This is a genomic window from Cobetia sp. Ld8, from assembly GCF_045066615.1.
Taxonomy (GTDB): domain Bacteria; phylum Pseudomonadota; class Gammaproteobacteria; order Pseudomonadales; family Halomonadaceae; genus Cobetia; species Cobetia amphilecti.
Genome location: NZ_JBISHF010000009.1, coordinates 219,341 through 236,090, shown reverse-complemented (window position 1 = coordinate 236,090; position 16,750 = coordinate 219,341). Strand labels below are relative to the sequence as shown.

The following is a 16,750-nucleotide window of genomic DNA, read 5'->3' as shown; positions in this document are numbered from 1 at the left end:
GCTGACAACCCTGTCAGCGGCCTTTTTCATTATATGGATCCACCGGGTGGAAAAACGAAAAACCCCGCTTGCGCGGGGTCCTGTAAGATATCCTGGCTGGGGCGTGATCAGTACTGCATCACGTTGGCTACGTTGCCACCGCCAGTCTGAGTGATAGTGGAAGAGTTGGTGAAACCAGTCTGCGTCACATTGGCAGTATTCGGCGCAAAGCTCATGAAGCCGCCAGCCTGCTGCAGAATGGTGGATTCGTTATGTCCGCCTACCTGCAGCACTGTCGCACTGTCGTTGTAACCGGTCTGGGTAATATAGGACTCGTTCTCAAAAGACAGATACTGCGCAACATTGGCATCGTTGTTGATGCCGCTTTGCTCAGTCATGGCCAGATTGCCTGAACCGACCTGCTTGATATCAGAGTCATTGAAGGCGCCGCTCTGAATGACCATGCTGCGGTTTCCGTAACCATACTGGTCTATCTCGGAGTCATTGTGGAAGTCCGACTGGGTGACGTTGGCACGGTTGTAGCCACCCGCTTGATTGATCTCGGAATCATGTAATTTTCCGCTTTGCATGACTTGAGCTAGCTGATGCTTGCCGGATTGTGCGATGTCCGAGTCACTGAAGGCCCCCGTCTGCATGACACGTGCCTTGCTGTACTTCCCGCTCTGCAACACGCTGGAGTCATGGTAGATGCCGCTCTGGCTGACGGAAGCGACGTTGTAGTCACCGCTCTGTTCGACATCCGAATCATGGCCGAGTCCCATCTGGTTCACGGTCGCTTTCTCGTGACTACCGCTTTGCGTGGCGATGGACGAGTTGAAGGCGCCTGTCTGGGTCACGGTCAAGTCATTGAAACGACCGCTTGAGTTCCGGCCGCTATCGCCCTGCTTGGAGACGGAGTTGTTGCGCTGGCCTTCCTGAGTGATGGTGGCCGTGTTCTTGAAGCTTTTCTGGTCGACATCAGCGTGGTTGCGGCGGCCATCCTGGTAGACCGTTGCTATCTGTGCCTGACCCCTCTGCAGGACATCCGCCATATTGGCCAGGCCTTGCTGGTTGACACTGGCAATGCTCGCGACGCCGCTCTGGTAGACAGTGGCGCTGTTGAAGGCCCCTGTCTGATCGATATCGCTGGTATGCTCGCCGGCGTTGAACGGGTTTCCATTGCGATCACCTTGGGTGACCGTCGCGCCATTGGCGAAACCGGTCTGATCGATGTCGGAAGCATTGTCCACTGCCATCGCATGTGAAGAGAAAGCGACAGCGGCAGCCAGCAAGCTCATTTGGATTTTCATGGTTTGTTCCCTTGTGTAGATCGTTTTTTGAGTTGTGTTTTTATTATTGATTTTCTTCTGGTCGTGCATCCCCTGACATGATGACGGTCTGGTTTTTCGTGATCCGCGACATCATGTTGTACTGCTACTGCTCTTTTGTGCCCTTGCCAGAAGGTTGTATTCGTCATGCAGGGCTCTTGACTACATGTAAGTGAGAACCTCTCCTAGCCAGGCAAAATCCATATTGGCGGTTCGACGAAAGCGAATATTCAGCCGCCACCTTCACAAGCATCATTGTCATATAGCGATGTCAGGCGAGCCATCGTGGTAAAGATCACTGTTGTATGACCTGGACACGCATATGACCCCGTGAATATTGAGTGATACTTGCCGGTATCTGACTACTGGCCTGTTGTAGAAGCGTGGCGCTCCCCCCGATGCCTGTCTGCTGAATACTGGCGCTTTGCCCAACACCTTGCTGAATGATCAGCGCATCATGATATTGGCCATGCTGAAGAATGCTGGCCTCATGCAGGGCGCCCTCTTGCAAGGTGTATGCCGTGTTTCCATTGCCATATTGGTCGACACTTGCTTCATTCAGGGCACCGCTCTGGTCAATCAATGAGACGTTGCCATTGCCATGCTGAGCGATCATCGCTGTGTTGTACGTGCCAGATTGCTCGATGACTGCCACTGAGTGGCTGCTTCCCAATTCGGAGGTGGTCGCCAGGTCATTGGCCAACACCCATAAGCTGAGTGTCAGTGATGAAAAGAAAAGGCAGGCCTGTAGCATTCTTATTTGTTGATGCTTTGCCGAAGCCATGGCGTGAGTCCATCCAGGTGACCGTCTAAGTGCACTAACTATTGGTCTTTATCGAGGCCATCGCCATCAGTCCTTTTCGGGTTTATGAGGGCTAGAGATTGCTACTCATAATGTCTTGCCCAATAGCGGTGAGTAATGACAAAGGGTGGCCAGATTTTCAGCACTGTTCAGGGAGGTATTACTGTTGACGGTATTAGGCGCATGATATTTCATGCTTTGTTGTTTTATTTGTTTCTTATATTTTGCGCCGATACGAAAAAGGCAGCCACCTCTTGTGAGGTGACTGCCTTTTAAGGAAGAGATAAACACCGCGACTACCACGATGCTCTCTACGGGGTCTTGAATGTGGGCTGGCTCTACAACATCGGGGTCGGGGCTTGCAGGTAATCCATCAGCTCTGATGTCTGAAGGCTGTCCGGGTCCTGGAGAACCCAGAGCTGGCGTTCGACGCCTTGCGCAATCAAGTGAATCACGGCAGATTCGATGGCGGACATGACCGCCATCTGTACGGGTTCATTGCTGGTATACCCCGCCTCCATCTCCAGCAAGCGACTGAAATCGATGAAGCGATAGACGCCCGCCCTCAGCTCGCGTGAGTAGATCGTCTTGCTGGTATTGACGTTGGCGATGACCTGCCCCGTGGTGATATCGACAGCGCGCAGATTGACCGTCACCTGGTCCACCTGATACTGACCAGAGGCGCCGATGCCGAAGTATTCCGCGCCTGCCCCGCCTGTTCTGACATTGGAGTCGAAGGCAATGATGCCACCCTCGAACAGCAGGTTGGCGGCTTGCAGCGCGGCAAGATCATTCTGTCCCGTGCGTTCCATGTTGGCGCGGATGATCTTGCGCTCTGTCAGCAGGTTCTGCAGTCCCACGCGCTCGAGGGGGATGAACCAGCCGGAGTCCGACAATGCGGCGCTCAGCATGGCGGCGCCGCCCTGGGTGACCGCCGTAGAGAAGGTACTGGCAGGGGCAGGCCGGTACTGGCCCGTCTGGTCACGGAAGTCATAGATGGCGACCGGAATACGTCCTGCAGGAGGCGGCAGACTGATCAGGTCTTGATAGGTGGCGGTTCTTGGCATCAAGGTGCTGGGCACCCCTTCAAGACCCTGGGTATTGGCGACCATCGGCGCACAGCCAGCAAGCGCCAGGCTGGCAACGGCCAGCATGGAGGTGAGTGTCTTCATTGAGCGAAACCCTTCATCAGTAGCGGATCAGAATGCATTGCCCGAGGCGCCAATGTTTATAATCGTAGTTTCGCCTGTGGTGCGATCCAGCACCTGCATCGAGTATCCGCCATTCCCAGTGCTGACAAGCTCTATTCGAAGGCTTGAATTATCGATCACACTTGAGCGACCTGGCTCAGTACTCTCTAGAGCATCGCTAATGGCTCTATTCACAGCGTCGGTCTGAAGGCTATTGATGAAGAGTTCGGTATCGGAAAGACTATCGAAGGAGTAGGCATCAGGATCCTCGTGGGTGTCCTGGGCCTGGGCCTTGCCAAGCAGGTAGCTGCCATTGAGAGGGTTGCCACCAAAACTCGGGTTGATGGGCTGATAGATGAGTTCACCGGCATATAGCGGCATCGCCGATAACAGCAACGACACCGCGAGTGTCTGATGCTTCATGATGTTCCCCTGTTCCCTTGCGTATTGTCAGGGTCTCCGTGTCCGGAGCCCATTTATTATGTCGGTCTTCAATACATCAGAATTCGTCACCGGCCATGTCCGGGTCATTGCGCAGGGCTTCCATCACCTTGCGACGCAGGAACTGGTCGGAGACGCTTGATACGGCGGCGCTGGCGTACATATCCACGTCATTCAGGCGCGGAGGAAGCGTCGCTTCATACAGAACGTTGTTGCCTTCGGTGATCCAGATGAGGCTGCCCCAGCGTGCTGAGGGGCGTTCATGGATGCTGAGGGATGTGTTGCGGATGGCCGGGCTATCGAGGCGTTGCTGGCTGAACTGGCGGAAGAAGGTCTTGCCGATCATGGTCATGGTGCGATCGATCATCACGCCGCTGAGACCGTCGGAGAGCGTGGGGCGAGCGCGCTGGATGTCGACCCCATCTTCCCCCTGACGGCGAGCCTGCTGCTCTTCACTGGCAACGGATACCTCGGGCCGCACCGCCTCCGGCGCGGATTGCGCGAAGGCGGGCGACAGACTGAAGCATGTCAGTCCCCAGGCGACCACCTGGCGGCTTGTCATGCCCCGACCGTTCACGACATCTGTGCTCTGCGAGCGATGCGTGGGGTGCGCGAGACAGGCATTGCCAGGTTCTGACGTGCCCAGTTCATGGCCTGAATGCGGTTATGCACCTTGATCTTGCGGAAGATGTTGTAGAGATGTGACTTGACCGTGTGTTCACTGACGAACAGCTGGTCAGCAATCTCGGTATTCGAGGCACCCGTGCCCAGCAAGCCGATGATTTCCACCTCACGCTGGGTCAGACCACAGACCGGGCGATAGGCGTTGAGCTGCTGACGGCGATAGAAATCCAGCAGGCGGGTCATCAGCGGTCGGGACATCCACATGTCGCCTTCCAGCAATTTCGCGATGCCCTTGCTGATCAGTGAGAGGCTGTCCTGTCGGTAGAACACGCCTTGAAGATGGGTGCTGACCAGCAGGCTGGCAGCTTCCTCTTCATCACTGATGTTGATAGCGGCCAGCTCTGCGCTGGCATCCTGGCTGGCATCTGCATCCCAGCGTTGCATCGTGCCTTCATCGACGTGGTCGGTGTCCAGCAGCACTATCGTTCTTTCTGCCTGCCCGGGTGTGTAATCCTCGTCGGGGCTTGCGGAAGCCACCTGACACTCAAGCTGCTGGCGAATGTAATCCATGAAAAGCGCTGACTGCGGATTGCAGTCAGTCACCAGCAGCACCATTGCGTTCCCTGTAATCATGGTGCGAGACCTCTGAGTTGTCGTACCGATTCTTCTTGGCGGAGCCATATCTGAAGTGTGGTTGGGTGAGTCGTGTAGCACTGCACTCATTCACGTCGGGCATTACGCGCTGAGCACCTTTATAGGATTGCGCGATAGTGGGGATAAGGCAACCTCTAATCAGTACTTGCTAAAATAACCAGTTTATCCTTCCCCTCCAGTCCTGATTTGACCCAGAAAAAGAATAGGAAAAACAGTACGTAAACCTGATGAAATTAGCGCCGGTCATGATGACCCTTCTCGAGAGTGCAATGAAAACCAGACCTTTGCGCTTTTTTTACCAAGCTTTCCACTGGTTCAAAGGTACCACGGATCTAATGCTGGAAGGCTTCTCTTCAATGTCATTATGTAACTGGGTTTGTCTTTTTGTATCCCTGCATTCGAGGGGTGTCAGGAATGCGACGCAGTACTGCGCATGAGTCATTTCACTCTTGGAAAGTGAAGCGCTTACTACGCGTAGCCGGCGTGAGACATGCTCTGTCGCTGTGGTGACTCACAGGTCCACCTGCTGGAAGAGTTGCTCGTCCAGCGTCACCTGAGCCTCAGGATTCCGGCTCCGTCGTGCGCTTGGGGATGTAAAGGTTGAGGTGCTCGTGGGCCCACTGGATCGCCTGATGGCGGTTGTGGACTCTGATCTTGCGAAAGATGTTATATAAATGAGACTTCACGGTGTGCTGGCTCAACATCAATCTATGCGCGATATCTGCATTACTTTGCTGTGACGCAATGAGTGACAATATTTCCAGTTCCCGTTGTGTCAGTCCCATGACAGGCTGGAAGGCAATCTGTTGTTGTTGACGATAATGACGGATCAATGTCTGCATGATATTGCGAGTCAGCCAGCTTTCATTCTCGAGTATCTTGCCGATACCCTTGCTGATTTGTTCAAGGCTGTCCTGTCGATAGAAGATTCCGCTGAAGGGAATATTCAGAAGTAGTGAGATGGCATCGTCTTCATGTTCGACATTGAAGGCAGCGATCTTGTCGATATGGCTCCATCGCATCATCTGGGCCAGACTGCACTGGGTGCTGTCGATCAGCACCAGGCAGGGAGATGACGGCAGTGGGGCTTCATGGTGGCAGGCCTCGACGACACATTTCAGTGTCTCTTGCAGGTACTCGACGAACAGTTCGGTCTGCGGTGAAGGGCTTGTCACGAACAGGACTCTGGTAGCAGTCATGGGGCGCTCCTGTCGCAAGCGTTTTGGGGGCTCATCATCAGCAGGCTGAGGCGGAGACATGAATCCACGGTGATTCGATGGTTGTCTTGAAGTCTAGTCGAGTGACACCTGGGGGCTGGCGCTGCGCATAGTGTTAGATGGCATAACGCACATTTCTTTTATTTCCCACTTAAAGGCTATACAAAACATCGAGTTACGGGATTTTTTCGGTTGATGTTTACTTGCTTGAGCCGCGAGGCACAGACAAATCCTGCACAGGCATTAGCCCGCGCTGAGGCAGATAGCCTGTATCGGCCTGTCAGTCATCAAGTTGAGCACATGAGTGACATCGGCCCATGACATCATGGATCTCAGTCGTGCCTGGCGCAGACCCGTCGCGTGTACGCACCGGACTCACGCGCTAGAATGGGGTGCTGCAAGCGCCTTGCCCGTGTGACTCACACGCGGCCGCATTCTCGTTGTTCCTATCCCGGAGATTCACATGTCCGCTTCTTCTCTCGTACTGGCCAGTGGCAATGCCGGCAAGCTACGTGAATTTTCCCACCTGCTCGCACCGCTGGGGATCGAACCGATGCCTCAAGGGCAGCTGGGAGTGAGTGACGCCGAAGAGACAGGGCTGACCTTCGTCGAGAATGCGTTGATCAAGGCGCGCCACGCCGCAGAGGTCACCGGCCTACCGGCATTGGCAGATGATTCCGGGATCGAAGTCGATGCGCTGGGCGGGGAGCCGGGCATCTATTCCGCACGCTTTGCCGCGCGGCGTCAGCAAGGTAGCGGTGATGGTGACAACAACGCCGCCCTGTTGGCAGCGCTTGAGGGCGTGCCTGAGCAAGCGCGTACGGCGCGTTATTGGTGCGTGCTCGTCTATCTGCGCCATGCGGCAGACCCGGTGCCGATCATCGTTCAGGCCAGTTGGGAGGGGAGTGTCCTTGACGCGCCTCAGGGCGAGGGTGGCTTCGGCTATGACCCGCTTTTCTGGCTGCCGGAACATGGCATGACCGCCGCGGCCCTGGATGCCGAGACCAAGAACCGTCTCAGCCACCGGGGACGTGCGATGCAGCAGTTGCTCGAGGCGCTTGCCGCGCAGAGCGGTCAGGCGTGATGTCCGCCGCGAACCTGCCGCCTCTGTCGCTCTATATTCACGTGCCGTGGTGCGTGCGTAAGTGCCCCTACTGTGACTTCAACTCCCACGGGGTCGGGCGTGATGCCGGCTTGCCTGAAGAGGAGTACATCACGGCGCTGCTGGCCGATCTCGATCAGGACCTGCAGTTGCTGCAGGGCCAGCCCGAGCGTGAGTTGCACAGCATCTTCATCGGCGGCGGCACGCCGAGTCTGCTGAGCGGGGCGGCTTACCAGCGACTGTTCGATGGCCTGCGGGCGCGCATGACGTTCTCTGCCGACTGCGAGGTCACGCTGGAGGCCAATCCCGGCACACTGGAGCAGGGCCGCTTTGCCGCCTATCGTGCCGCCGGCATCAATCGCTTGTCATTGGGCGTGCAGACCTTCCAGCCGGAGCAGCTCGAGGTGCTGGGGCGCATCCACTCCGCTGAAGAAGCTGAGCGCGCGGTGGCCAGCGCACGGGCGGCGGGCTTCGACAATTTCAATATCGATCTGATGCATGGCCTGCCGGGCCAGACATTGGAGACGGCGCTGGATGATATCCGGCGTGCCCTGGCACTCAAGCCGACCCATCTGTCCTGGTATCAATTGACGCTGGAGCCGAATACCGAGTTCTATTCGCGCCCGCCGGTACTGCCGGAAGATGATCTGCTGTGGGATATCCAGGATCACGGTCACGCCGAGCTGGAGGCTGCCGGTTTCCGTCGTTACGAGATTTCCGCCTATGCCCTTGAAGGGCGCAGCGCGCGTCATAACCTCAATTACTGGAAATTCGGCGATTACCTGGGCATCGGAGCGGGCGCGCACGGCAAGTTGACGTTGTTGAAGACCGACTCGGCAGGGAACTTGAACGGCGAGTTGCAACTCCAACGCCGTTGGAAAAGTCGTCAGCCTGAAGCGTACTTGCGCAGGATGCAGGACCCTCGCGGGTTCGTGGCGGGTCAGCAGGAAATTGACCGCGATGAGCTGGCGCTGGAGTTCATGATGAATGCACTGCGCTTGACCGGGGGTGTCAGCTTCGAGGATCTGCGTCGCACGACCGGGCTGGATCGCGAGGCATTGGAGCCGGGCCTGAGCCAGGCGTGCTCGCGCGGGCTCATCGTTGAGGATGACGTGCTGTTGCGCGCCACGCCCCAGGGCTTATTGTTCCTCAATGACCTGCTGGCCATGTTCGACACCTGATTGATCAGGCATTATCGGAGGCATGACGATTATTTGCGCAATTGTCGTCTTGCCTTTAATGAGTGTGTAGATAGGGAGCGTTACCATGAAGAAGTCTGTACTCCTGGCCCTGCCGTTGGCAGCCGCCGTCGCGATGGCGGGTTGTTCCACGACCAACCCGTATACCAATGAGCAGCAGACCTCCAGTGCGGCGAAGGGTGCCGGCATCGGTGCGGTCGTCGGCGCAATCGCCGGGGCGACCAAGAGTGGTAACCATCGTCTCGACAAGGCGCTGATCGGCGCCGCTGCGGGTGCCGCCGCGGGCGGTGGTATCGGCTATTACATGGATGTTCAGGAAGCCAAGCTGCGCGATCAGCTGCAGGGCACCGGTGTCAGCGTGACCCGTGTCGGCGACCAGATCATCCTCAACATGCCGTCCAACGTCACCTTCGGCTCCGACTCCAGCACCCTGTCCGGCCAGATTCAGCCGGTCATGGATGGCGTCATCACCGTGCTCAAGGAATACGACGAGACTCGCGTCAACATCGCGGGCTATACCGATTCCACCGGTGCCAGCAACTACAACCAGAACCTGTCCGAGCTGCGTGCCCAGGCTGTCGGCAACTATCTGGCCAGTGGTGGCATCGCCTTCAACCGTCTGAACATGCGCGGTTATGGTGAAGCCAGCCCGGTGGCATCCAACGATACCGCCTCCGGGCGCGCCCAGAACCGTCGCGTCGAGATCACGCTGACGCCGATGGAAAGCTGAGCCCCATCAGCTGTCATGGCGACATGACGGTGAATGACCACGAGGCCTGCGCATTTGCGTGGGCCTCGTTGCTTGGCAAGCACGGCTTTTGGGGTGACAAGTGGTCATCTCTGCTATCCTTCAGCCCCTTCGGCGGCCTTGTCTGGTTTTCCTCTCGTCGCCGCCCCCCGATTTCTATCTGCTGCCTCGCTGGATGTGGCAGATATCGCCGTATCAAGGAGGCGCTCTTGCTCGCCTATCAGCACGCCTATCACGCTGGCAATTTTGCCGACCTGCACAAGCACCTGCTCGCCACCACCTTGGCCGAGCAGCTATTACGTAAAGAATCTCCCGTTACGTTTATCGACACTCACGCCGGTCGTGGCTGGTATCCGCTGGCGGCCCGCGAGACGGAACAGCTGCGCGAATACGAGCAAGGCGTTCTGCCGTTGTGGCAGGTGCGTGATCGCTGGTTGACCGATGCGGGTGAGCCGAAGTCCCCGTCAGCTGACAAGCCGCTGGCTCGCTGGCTGGCACGTCTGGCGGACATGCAGCCGGATGCCGCCAAGGGCAGCGCCAGCGAGCTGAGCGTCTATCCCGGTTCGCCCTGGTGGCTGAGCCAGTCGCTGCGCCGTGGCGATCGCCTGTTGGCCTATGAGCTGCATCCGGGCGAGATCTACCACTTCGATCAGGCCCCGGTGCAGCGTGACAGCCTCGGCAAGGTCATGCGTCGTCAGCAGGATGGTCTGTCCGGTCTGTTGGCGGCCGTGCCGGTCACCACGCCGCGCGTCGCCGTGCTGATCGACCCCAGCTATGAGCTGAAGAATGATTACCGTGATGTCGCCGAGGTCGTGGTCGAGACCCTGCGCAAGTCACGTCATGGCACCATCATGATCTGGTATCCGCTGCTGCCGGCGGGTCGTCAGCATGATCTGCTCGAGCGTCTCAAGAAGCATTCGCCGGCACCGATGTGGCGCAGTGAGCTGACGATCGATTCGCCGGAAGGCGAGCACGGCATGTACGGCTCCGGCATGCTGGTGATCAATCCGCCGTGGCAGTTCGATCGTCAGTTCTCCACCGCCATGCAGGAAGTGGTCGAGGTGCTCAAGGGCGCGTTGCCGGCTCCGCAGTCGGTTGCCGTCGAGCACAAGGGCCTGTGGTGGCTGTCGGAGGAGGTCGCACGCGAACGCAACGAGCCCAAGCCGATGCCGCGTGAGCGCCTGCTGTCACTGCGCAAGCTCAACCAGAAGGTCAAGCGCGACAGCGATGTCGAGGTGACCCAGGCCAAGCCCAAGCGCGAGAAGCTCAAGCGCGGTGAAGGCTGGGCCAAGCCTCGCGTGCGCAATGACAGTGCGACGCCCAAGGCCAAGGGCAAGCGCCATTCCGCGACTGCCAAGCCCAAGACCAGCATCAAGGCGCAGGTCAAGGACGAGGTGCATGGGCATTCCGCGCCGAGCCAGAAGCGCGTCAGCGAGAAGCCTGCCGAGCGCAAGTCGACGGCCGCTGTCGAGCCGACTCGTCCGCGTGGCAAGGGTGAGACGGCTGGCAAGGGGGCAGGCAAGGACTCTGCCAGCTGGAGCGACTGGTCCTCCAGTGTGCCAGGCAAGGGCCGCCGCGAAGGTTCCACGCGGGTCAGCATGCGCAGCACGCCGGCGATCGGTCGTGATGGTCAGGTCAACCCGAACAGCACGACCAAACTGCCCAGAAAGTACGCGGCCAAGCAGCGTCCTGAAGACAACAAGGATGTCGGCAAGCCGCTGGATGCGCGTGAAGCGCGTGCCCTGCGTGAGAAGCAGGAAAGCAATGCCATGAGAGGCAAGGCTGCCAAGGGAAGTTCCAGCAAGGACAGTTCTGGCAAATCAGCCCCAGGCAAGGACAGCTCTGGCAAGTCAACGCCTGGCAAGACCACTTCTGGCAAGACACAGAGCAACAAGCCACGCGGCCCGCGCAAGCCGTGATGGCTGAGGTGAACGCAGAACGCTGAGCGCCATATCATGAGCTCGGATTGCAAACGCCCCCACCGGCCTAGCCTGTGGGGGCGTTTGCATTGTGGGGCGTCTAGATCGCGGGGGCGTTTGTATTTTGGTGACCAGTGGCCTGATCAGTGCGCGATGTCTTCCCGCCATAGCCGCCGATAGAGGCCGGGTTCTGCCATCAGGGCATCGTGGGTCCCCAGCTGGGTGATGCAGCCCTGTTCCAGCACCAGCAGGCGGTCCGCATCACGCACCGTGGCAAGCCGGTGTGCCACCACGATCAAGGTCACTTCGCCACGCAGCTCATGCAGTGCCTGCTGCAACAGGGCTTCGGTATGGCTATCGATGCTGGCGGTGGCCTCATCCAGCAACAGCACGCGTGGTGTCGTGACCAGTGCGCGTCCGAGCGCCAGCAATTGACGCTCGCCCGTGGAGAGACTGAGGCCGCGCTCGCCCAGCATGGTGTCGAGCCCCAGCGGCAGACTATCGACCAGCGGCGTCAGATGCGCTTTGTGCAGAACCCGTGACAGGTGCTGCTGGCTGATTTCACGCCCCAGCAGCAGGTTGTCGCGCAGTGTCGTGGCGCGGATGAAGGGCTCCTGCGGGACGACGGCTATCGCGGTAGCGCGTTGTTGAGCCGACCACTCCATCAGCGGACGACCATCCAGCAGCAGCTGAGGCGCCGGGGCAGGGCGCTGCCCGCTGAGCAGGTCGAGCAGGGTGGACTTGCCGCTGCCCGTCGGGCCGACCACGCCGAGAAACTCACCGCTCTCGATGGCAAGCGTCAGTCCATTGAGGGCCGGACCCTCCGCACCCTGATGGCGGAACGTCAGCTGCTCGAGCTGATAGTGACCACTCGCTATCACGGCGTTGTCCGTGTGCCCACGCGTGGCTTTCCTCGCGGCGCGCGTGTCTGGCTCAGGCGTCTCGCGTGGCCGGTCCAGCACCTCTTCCAGCCGGCCTGTCGCCACCAGCGCCGACTGGAAGACCTGCAGTCGCTGCGTGATCTGGATCAGGGGCTCGCTGATGCGTCCCAACCAGGCGATGAATGCGTAGAGCACCCCCAGTTCCGCACCGCCCCCCAGTTCGCGCAGCCCGAACACGGCGACCAGCGAGAGCGTGATCAGCATCGCCATCAGGTCGATGGCCGAACGCAACAGCAGCCCCGACACACGCACCGTGCGCATGCGCGCCTGATACTGGGAGACGTTGAGGTGGTGATAGCGCTGACTGAAGCGTTCGGTCTGGTCGCTTGCCTGCAGCACACTCATGCCGCCGATCGCCTCGGCGATTCTGGCATTCTGCAAGGCACGCAGGCGGCGCACCTCGCGTGCAGCGCGCCCGGAGAAGCGCTGATACAGCCAGATCATGCCGATGGAGAGCGGGACCAGCGCCGTCGCGATCATCGCCAGGGTGCCATCCATCAGGGCCATCGCCGACAGGATGCCGATCAACAGCACCACATTGCCGATCAGTGTCGCCAGCACCCCGATATACAGCTCCTTGAGCGACTCGGTGTCGTTGGTCACGCGGGCCACCAATTCACCGGCAGCGATATTGTCGAGGGTCGATAGTGGTTGATGCAACAGGTGTGTGAAGACTCGCTCACGGATATCGCGCACGCTGGCGAGGGCCAGGCGGGCAAAGCGCAGCTGCTGGAAATAGCGTCCGGCGGCGGCGCCCAGCTGGGTGATCACATAGATGGCCACCAAGCCTGCCTGGGCCTCGGGGGCGAGGTTGCCGGGAATCAGGTAGTCATCCAGATAGCGCTGGGTCAGCCACGGGCCAAGCACATCCAGTACGGTCGCCGCGATCAGGATCAACAGCGCGCGCAGGACCTCTGCGCGGCGCCTGCCCAGCGGTTGCCAGAGCAATGCCAGCCGCCGTCGGCTGAGCAGGCGAGTGCCGCTGAGGGTGTCGGGTCGTGTCGCGGCATCGTGGCTCATGAGCGCTCCGCCTTGGCATCGTCTTCGCGGTTGACCTGCTGGGCCTGCCATAGGCGCCAGTAGGCGCCGCGGGCGGCCAGCAGACTGGCGTGATCGCCCTGTTCCAGGATGCGCCCATCCTCGAGCACCAGGATCTGCTGGCAGGCCTGCACGGCAGACAGGCGATGGGAATTGATGATCAGCGTGCGCTTGAGGCCGTGGTGATCGGGTTGCTGCAGGCGCGCGAGAGTCTTCAGCAGGGTGCGTTCGGTGACCTGGTCGACCGCCGACAGGGTGTCGTCCAGCAGCAGGATCGGCGCCTCGCTGAGCAGGCTGCGTGCCAGTGCCAGCCGCTGACGCTGGCCGCCAGAGAGCGTGATGCCTCGCTCACCCACCAGCGTTTCCAACCCCTGGGGGAGGCGGCGCAGATCTTCCTCGAAGGCTGCCGCGCGCAGCGCCTCTCGAATTCGCTCGTCGGAGGCCTCGGGGCAGGCGAGGGCGACATTGTCGGCTACCGAGAGCGCAAACAGGAACGGGTCCTGGGGGACCAGTGAGAACTGCTGGCGCCAGGCAGATAGTGTGTACTCACTCGCTTCTCTGCCGCCGAGCGTCAAGACCCCTTGCTCAGGCGTCAGAGGCCAGCTGCGCGACAGCAGACGCAGCAAGGTGGACTTGCCACTGCCGGTCGCGCCGACGATCCCCAGACTCCCCCCTGCCGCCACCTGCAGGGAGAGGGGCCCTAGAGCACGTTGCTGGCTGCCCGGGTAGTGGAATTCATTGATTTCAAGGCGTAGTGAGTGGTCACTGACCTCGTCCAGAGTGCCGCTGTCCTCAAGGGCTTGTGGCGCGGCGTGGAAGGTGGCCAGCCGCCGTGCGGCTGCCGCGCCGCGCTGCAGGATATTCAGGCACCAGCCAAGCGCGAACATCGGCCAGATCAGCTGCGCCAGATAGAGCGTGAAGCTGGTCAGTTGGCCCAGGGTGATGGCGTCATCCAGATAGCGCCAGCTCCCCACACCCAGCGTCAGCAGCGTCGCTGCCGAGAGCGCAATGAACACCACCGGATCAAAGGCCGCCTCCAGCTTCTGGACGCGATAATCGACGGCTTCGGCGGCGGCGGCACGCTGCGAGAATCTTGCGCCTTCATCCTCCAGCAAGGCATGGCTTCTGAGCATGCGAATGCCGGCGAAGGCTTCCTGGGTCTGGTCATTCAGGTCCGAGAAGCGCTCCAGCGATTCGCGAAAACGCTCTCCGATCCGTCGCGAGATACGTGCGAAGGCCCAGGCCATGAAGGGGAAGGGCAACAGGGCGAGCAGCGTCAGTGGCACATCGATGGCGATCAGCATGATGCCGAGCACCAGCACGAAGGTCATGGCGCCATCGACGCTGGACAGCACGCCTTCCGCGGCGGCCATCTCCACGGCATCGATGTCCTGACTGGCGTGCGCCATCAGGTCTCCGGTGCGATGGCGCTGATAGAAGCCGGGGTCCAGGCGCGTCAGCTTGGCATGGAAGGCATCACGCTGCTCCGTCCCCAGCTGATAGGCAGTGCCGAACAGCGTCACGCGCCAGGCATAGCGCAGCGCATAGAGCGCGAGCCCCGCGCCTACCAGCCACAACAGGCGGCTCAGCAAGGCCTCGTGGTCGAGGCTGCCATCACGCAACGCATCGATGGTGGCGCCGATCGCCCACGGCAACAGCAGATTCAGCCCCGCGACCCCGATCAGGAACGCGATGGCCAGCAGATAGCGGGGCCAATGGCGGGTGAAGAAGTCGAGCAGCAGGTGGCGCAACGGGGCCTCGGGGAGAGGCCCGGTAGTCAGCTCGGCGGCGGGGGCCGGCGGGAGAGAGGCACTGGAGTCACGGGACTCGCGATGGGCATCCTGCGGTCTGTTCGATGTCGCGCGTCCCGCCATGTCGGCTCCCGGTCTGCCCCTGCCCGCCTCCGCCACTCGGAGGGGTCGAGAGGCAGTATAACGAGAGGGAGACAGCCAGACGCAAGCACTGTCGGCAAGAGAGCCCGCCTGTGGGCGGGAGTCAGTTCGGCGCGATCACTTGCCGATGCAGAAGCTGCCGAAGATTTCCCCGAGCAGATCATCGGCGGAGAATTCGCCGGTGATCTCGGACAGCGCCATCTGGGCGGCGCGCAGGTCTTCGGCCAGCAGCTCGCCGGCGCCGGCGCCATGCAGCTGGGCGTCGCCGTTGTCGAGAGATTCGCCCGCGCGCTCCAGCGCATCCAGGTGGCGGCGGCGGGCGCTGAAGCGACCCTCTGCCGTGCCGGTGAAGCCCATGATGTCCTTGAGGTGATCACGCAGCGCATCGAGGCCCTGATTGTCGCGCGCCGAGATGCGCACCACGCTGGCCTGGTGGCGTGCCAGCTCGGCATCGCCATCCTGCGTTGCGGTGATGGCGGTCAGCCCCGGCGTCTCGCCGCTGGTGTCGATCTTGTTGCGGACCAGCGTCAGGCGGGACGGGTCCGGCAGGCGCGCGACGAATTCCGGCCAGATCTCCATCGGGTCCGTCGCCGAAGTGGTCGCGGCATCGACCAGCAGCAGGACGCGGTCCGCCTTCTCGATCTCGTCCCAGGCGCGCTGCACGCCGATGCGCTCGACGGCGTCCGGCGTGTCGCGCAGCCCGGCGGTATCGATGATATGCAGCGGCATGCCGTCGAGATGGATGTGCTCACGCAGCACGTCGCGGGTGGTGCCTTCGATATCGGTGACGATGGCGGTGTCCTGCTCGGTCAGCGCATTGAGCAGGCTCGACTTGCCGGCGTTCGGGCGGCCGGCGATCACCACCGTCATGCCCTCGCGCATCAGAGCGCCCTGGTTGGCAGCGGCTCGCACGCCCACCAGCTCGGCCTTGACCTCATCGAGGCGCGCCGCGACATGGCCGTCGGCCAGGAAGTCGATTTCCTCTTCGGGGAAGTCGATGGCGGCCTCGACGTAGATGCGCAGCTCGATCAGGCGCTGCACCAGCGCGCTGACGCGCGTCGAGAACTCGCCCTTGAGCGAGCGCAGCGCATTCTCGGCCGCCGCGCGTGAGCTGGCGTCGATCAGGTCGGCGATGGCCTCGGCCTGGGCGAGGTCCAGCTTGTCGTTGAGGAAGGCGCGCTCGCTGAATTCACCGGGGCGCGCCAGGCGCGCGCCCAGCTGCACGCAGCGCTCCAGCAGCAGGTCCATGATCACCGGGCCGCCGTGCCCTTGCAGCTCCAGCACGTCCTCGCCGGTGAAGGAATTCGGGCCCTGGAAGTAGAGCGCGATGCCTTCGTCGAGGGCGATGGGGTTGCCTTGGGTATCCAGTCCCATGAAGGGACCATAGTGGGCACGGCGGGCCGGCGGGCATTGGCCCAGCATGGCCTGAGCGATGGCCTGACAGGCCGGACCGGAGACACGGATGATGCCGACGCCACCACGGCCGGGCGGAGTGGCCAGGGCCGCGATGGAGTCAGGCTGGTAGGCGGTAGACATGCACAAACCTCGGGCGCGAAGCCGGAATGAAGATGTAAGGAGATGGCCGCTATTGTCGCGGCTGGAGGCCCGTGACAGCAAGCGGGGTGACGGGAAAGGCGCCTTGCGGCGGGCGTGTCGGCGCAGCCCCGGAATCAGGG

Annotated in this window: 14 protein-coding genes; 4 read left to right on the top strand and 10 right to left on the bottom strand. The window is 60.8% G+C overall.

Annotated elements, in window-relative coordinates:
- Positions 1–107: 107 nt before the first annotated feature.
- The 7 genes from ACJJV2_RS17240 to ACJJV2_RS17210 all read right to left on the bottom strand — a co-directional run bounded on the left by ACJJV2_RS17240 (position 108) and on the right by ACJJV2_RS17210 (position 6,277).
- A complete protein-coding gene (locus tag ACJJV2_RS17240) occupies positions 108–1,358 on the bottom strand; it encodes a hypothetical protein (RefSeq protein WP_405282351.1) in 1,251 nt (416 codons plus the stop codon).
- Between the two features lie 244 nt (positions 1,359–1,602).
- On the bottom strand, positions 1,603–2,091 hold the full coding sequence (locus ACJJV2_RS17235) for a hypothetical protein (RefSeq protein ID WP_405282350.1): 489 nt from the start codon (positions 2,089–2,091) through the stop codon (positions 1,603–1,605).
- A gap of 356 nt (positions 2,092–2,447) precedes the next feature.
- A complete protein-coding gene (locus ACJJV2_RS17230; protein ID WP_054556370.1) occupies positions 2,448–3,281 on the bottom strand; it encodes a CsgG/HfaB family protein in 834 nt (277 codons plus the stop codon).
- 27 nt (positions 3,282–3,308) lie between these two features.
- Positions 3,309–3,722 (bottom strand): curli assembly protein CsgF, encoded by a 414-nt coding sequence (locus tag ACJJV2_RS17225; protein ID WP_279833989.1) that lies wholly within the window; start codon positions 3,720–3,722, stop codon positions 3,309–3,311.
- Between the two features lie 76 nt (positions 3,723–3,798).
- Positions 3,799–4,302: a CsgE family curli-type amyloid fiber assembly protein gene (locus ACJJV2_RS17220; RefSeq protein WP_405282349.1), complete on the bottom strand. Its 504-nt coding sequence runs from the start codon at positions 4,300–4,302 to the stop codon at positions 3,799–3,801.
- An 11-nt stretch (positions 4,303–4,313) separates the two neighbouring features.
- Positions 4,314–4,997 (bottom strand): LuxR C-terminal-related transcriptional regulator, encoded by a 684-nt coding sequence (locus tag ACJJV2_RS17215; RefSeq protein WP_043331668.1) that lies wholly within the window; start codon positions 4,995–4,997, stop codon positions 4,314–4,316.
- A gap of 581 nt (positions 4,998–5,578) precedes the next feature.
- A complete protein-coding gene (locus ACJJV2_RS17210) occupies positions 5,579–6,277 on the bottom strand; it encodes a LuxR C-terminal-related transcriptional regulator (protein WP_405282348.1) in 699 nt (232 codons plus the stop codon).
- A gap of 421 nt (positions 6,278–6,698) precedes the next feature.
- Here ACJJV2_RS17210 and rdgB point away from each other — a divergent pair, with 421 nt between their 5' ends.
- The 4 genes from rdgB to ACJJV2_RS17190 all read left to right on the top strand — a co-directional run bounded on the left by rdgB (position 6,699) and on the right by ACJJV2_RS17190 (position 11,203).
- Positions 6,699–7,319 carry an RdgB/HAM1 family non-canonical purine NTP pyrophosphatase gene (gene rdgB, locus ACJJV2_RS17205; RefSeq protein ID WP_405282347.1) on the top strand — a complete coding sequence of 207 codons (621 nt, stop codon included), beginning with the start codon at positions 6,699–6,701 and terminating at the stop codon, positions 7,317–7,319.
- Entirely contained in the window at positions 7,319–8,518 is a 1,200-nt protein-coding gene (hemW, locus tag ACJJV2_RS17200) for a radical SAM family heme chaperone HemW (protein ID WP_405282346.1), read from the top strand. Before rdgB ends, hemW begins: the two co-directional genes overlap by 1 nt.
- 85 nt (positions 8,519–8,603) lie before the next feature.
- Entirely contained in the window at positions 8,604–9,266 is a 663-nt protein-coding gene (locus ACJJV2_RS17195; RefSeq protein WP_043331663.1) for an OmpA family protein, read from the top strand.
- A gap of 227 nt (positions 9,267–9,493) precedes the next feature.
- Positions 9,494–11,203: a 23S rRNA (adenine(2030)-N(6))-methyltransferase RlmJ gene (locus ACJJV2_RS17190; RefSeq protein WP_405282345.1), complete on the top strand. Its 1,710-nt coding sequence runs from the start codon at positions 9,494–9,496 to the stop codon at positions 11,201–11,203.
- Positions 11,204–11,346: 143 nt separating this feature from the next.
- Here the strand turns inward: ACJJV2_RS17190 and ACJJV2_RS17185 are convergent, their stop codons facing one another.
- The 3 genes from ACJJV2_RS17185 to mnmE form a co-directional block, all read right to left on the bottom strand.
- Positions 11,347–13,164 (bottom strand): ABC transporter ATP-binding protein, encoded by a 1,818-nt coding sequence (locus tag ACJJV2_RS17185; protein WP_405282344.1) that lies wholly within the window; start codon positions 13,162–13,164, stop codon positions 11,347–11,349.
- A complete protein-coding gene (locus ACJJV2_RS17180) occupies positions 13,161–15,056 on the bottom strand; it encodes an ABC transporter ATP-binding protein (protein ID WP_405282343.1) in 1,896 nt (631 codons plus the stop codon). Before ACJJV2_RS17180 ends, ACJJV2_RS17185 begins: the two co-directional genes overlap by 4 nt.
- Positions 15,057–15,191: 135 nt before the next feature.
- Positions 15,192–16,610 (bottom strand): tRNA uridine-5-carboxymethylaminomethyl(34) synthesis GTPase MnmE, encoded by a 1,419-nt coding sequence (gene mnmE, locus ACJJV2_RS17175; protein WP_043331660.1) that lies wholly within the window; start codon positions 16,608–16,610, stop codon positions 15,192–15,194.
- Positions 16,611–16,750: the final 140 nt, after the last annotated feature.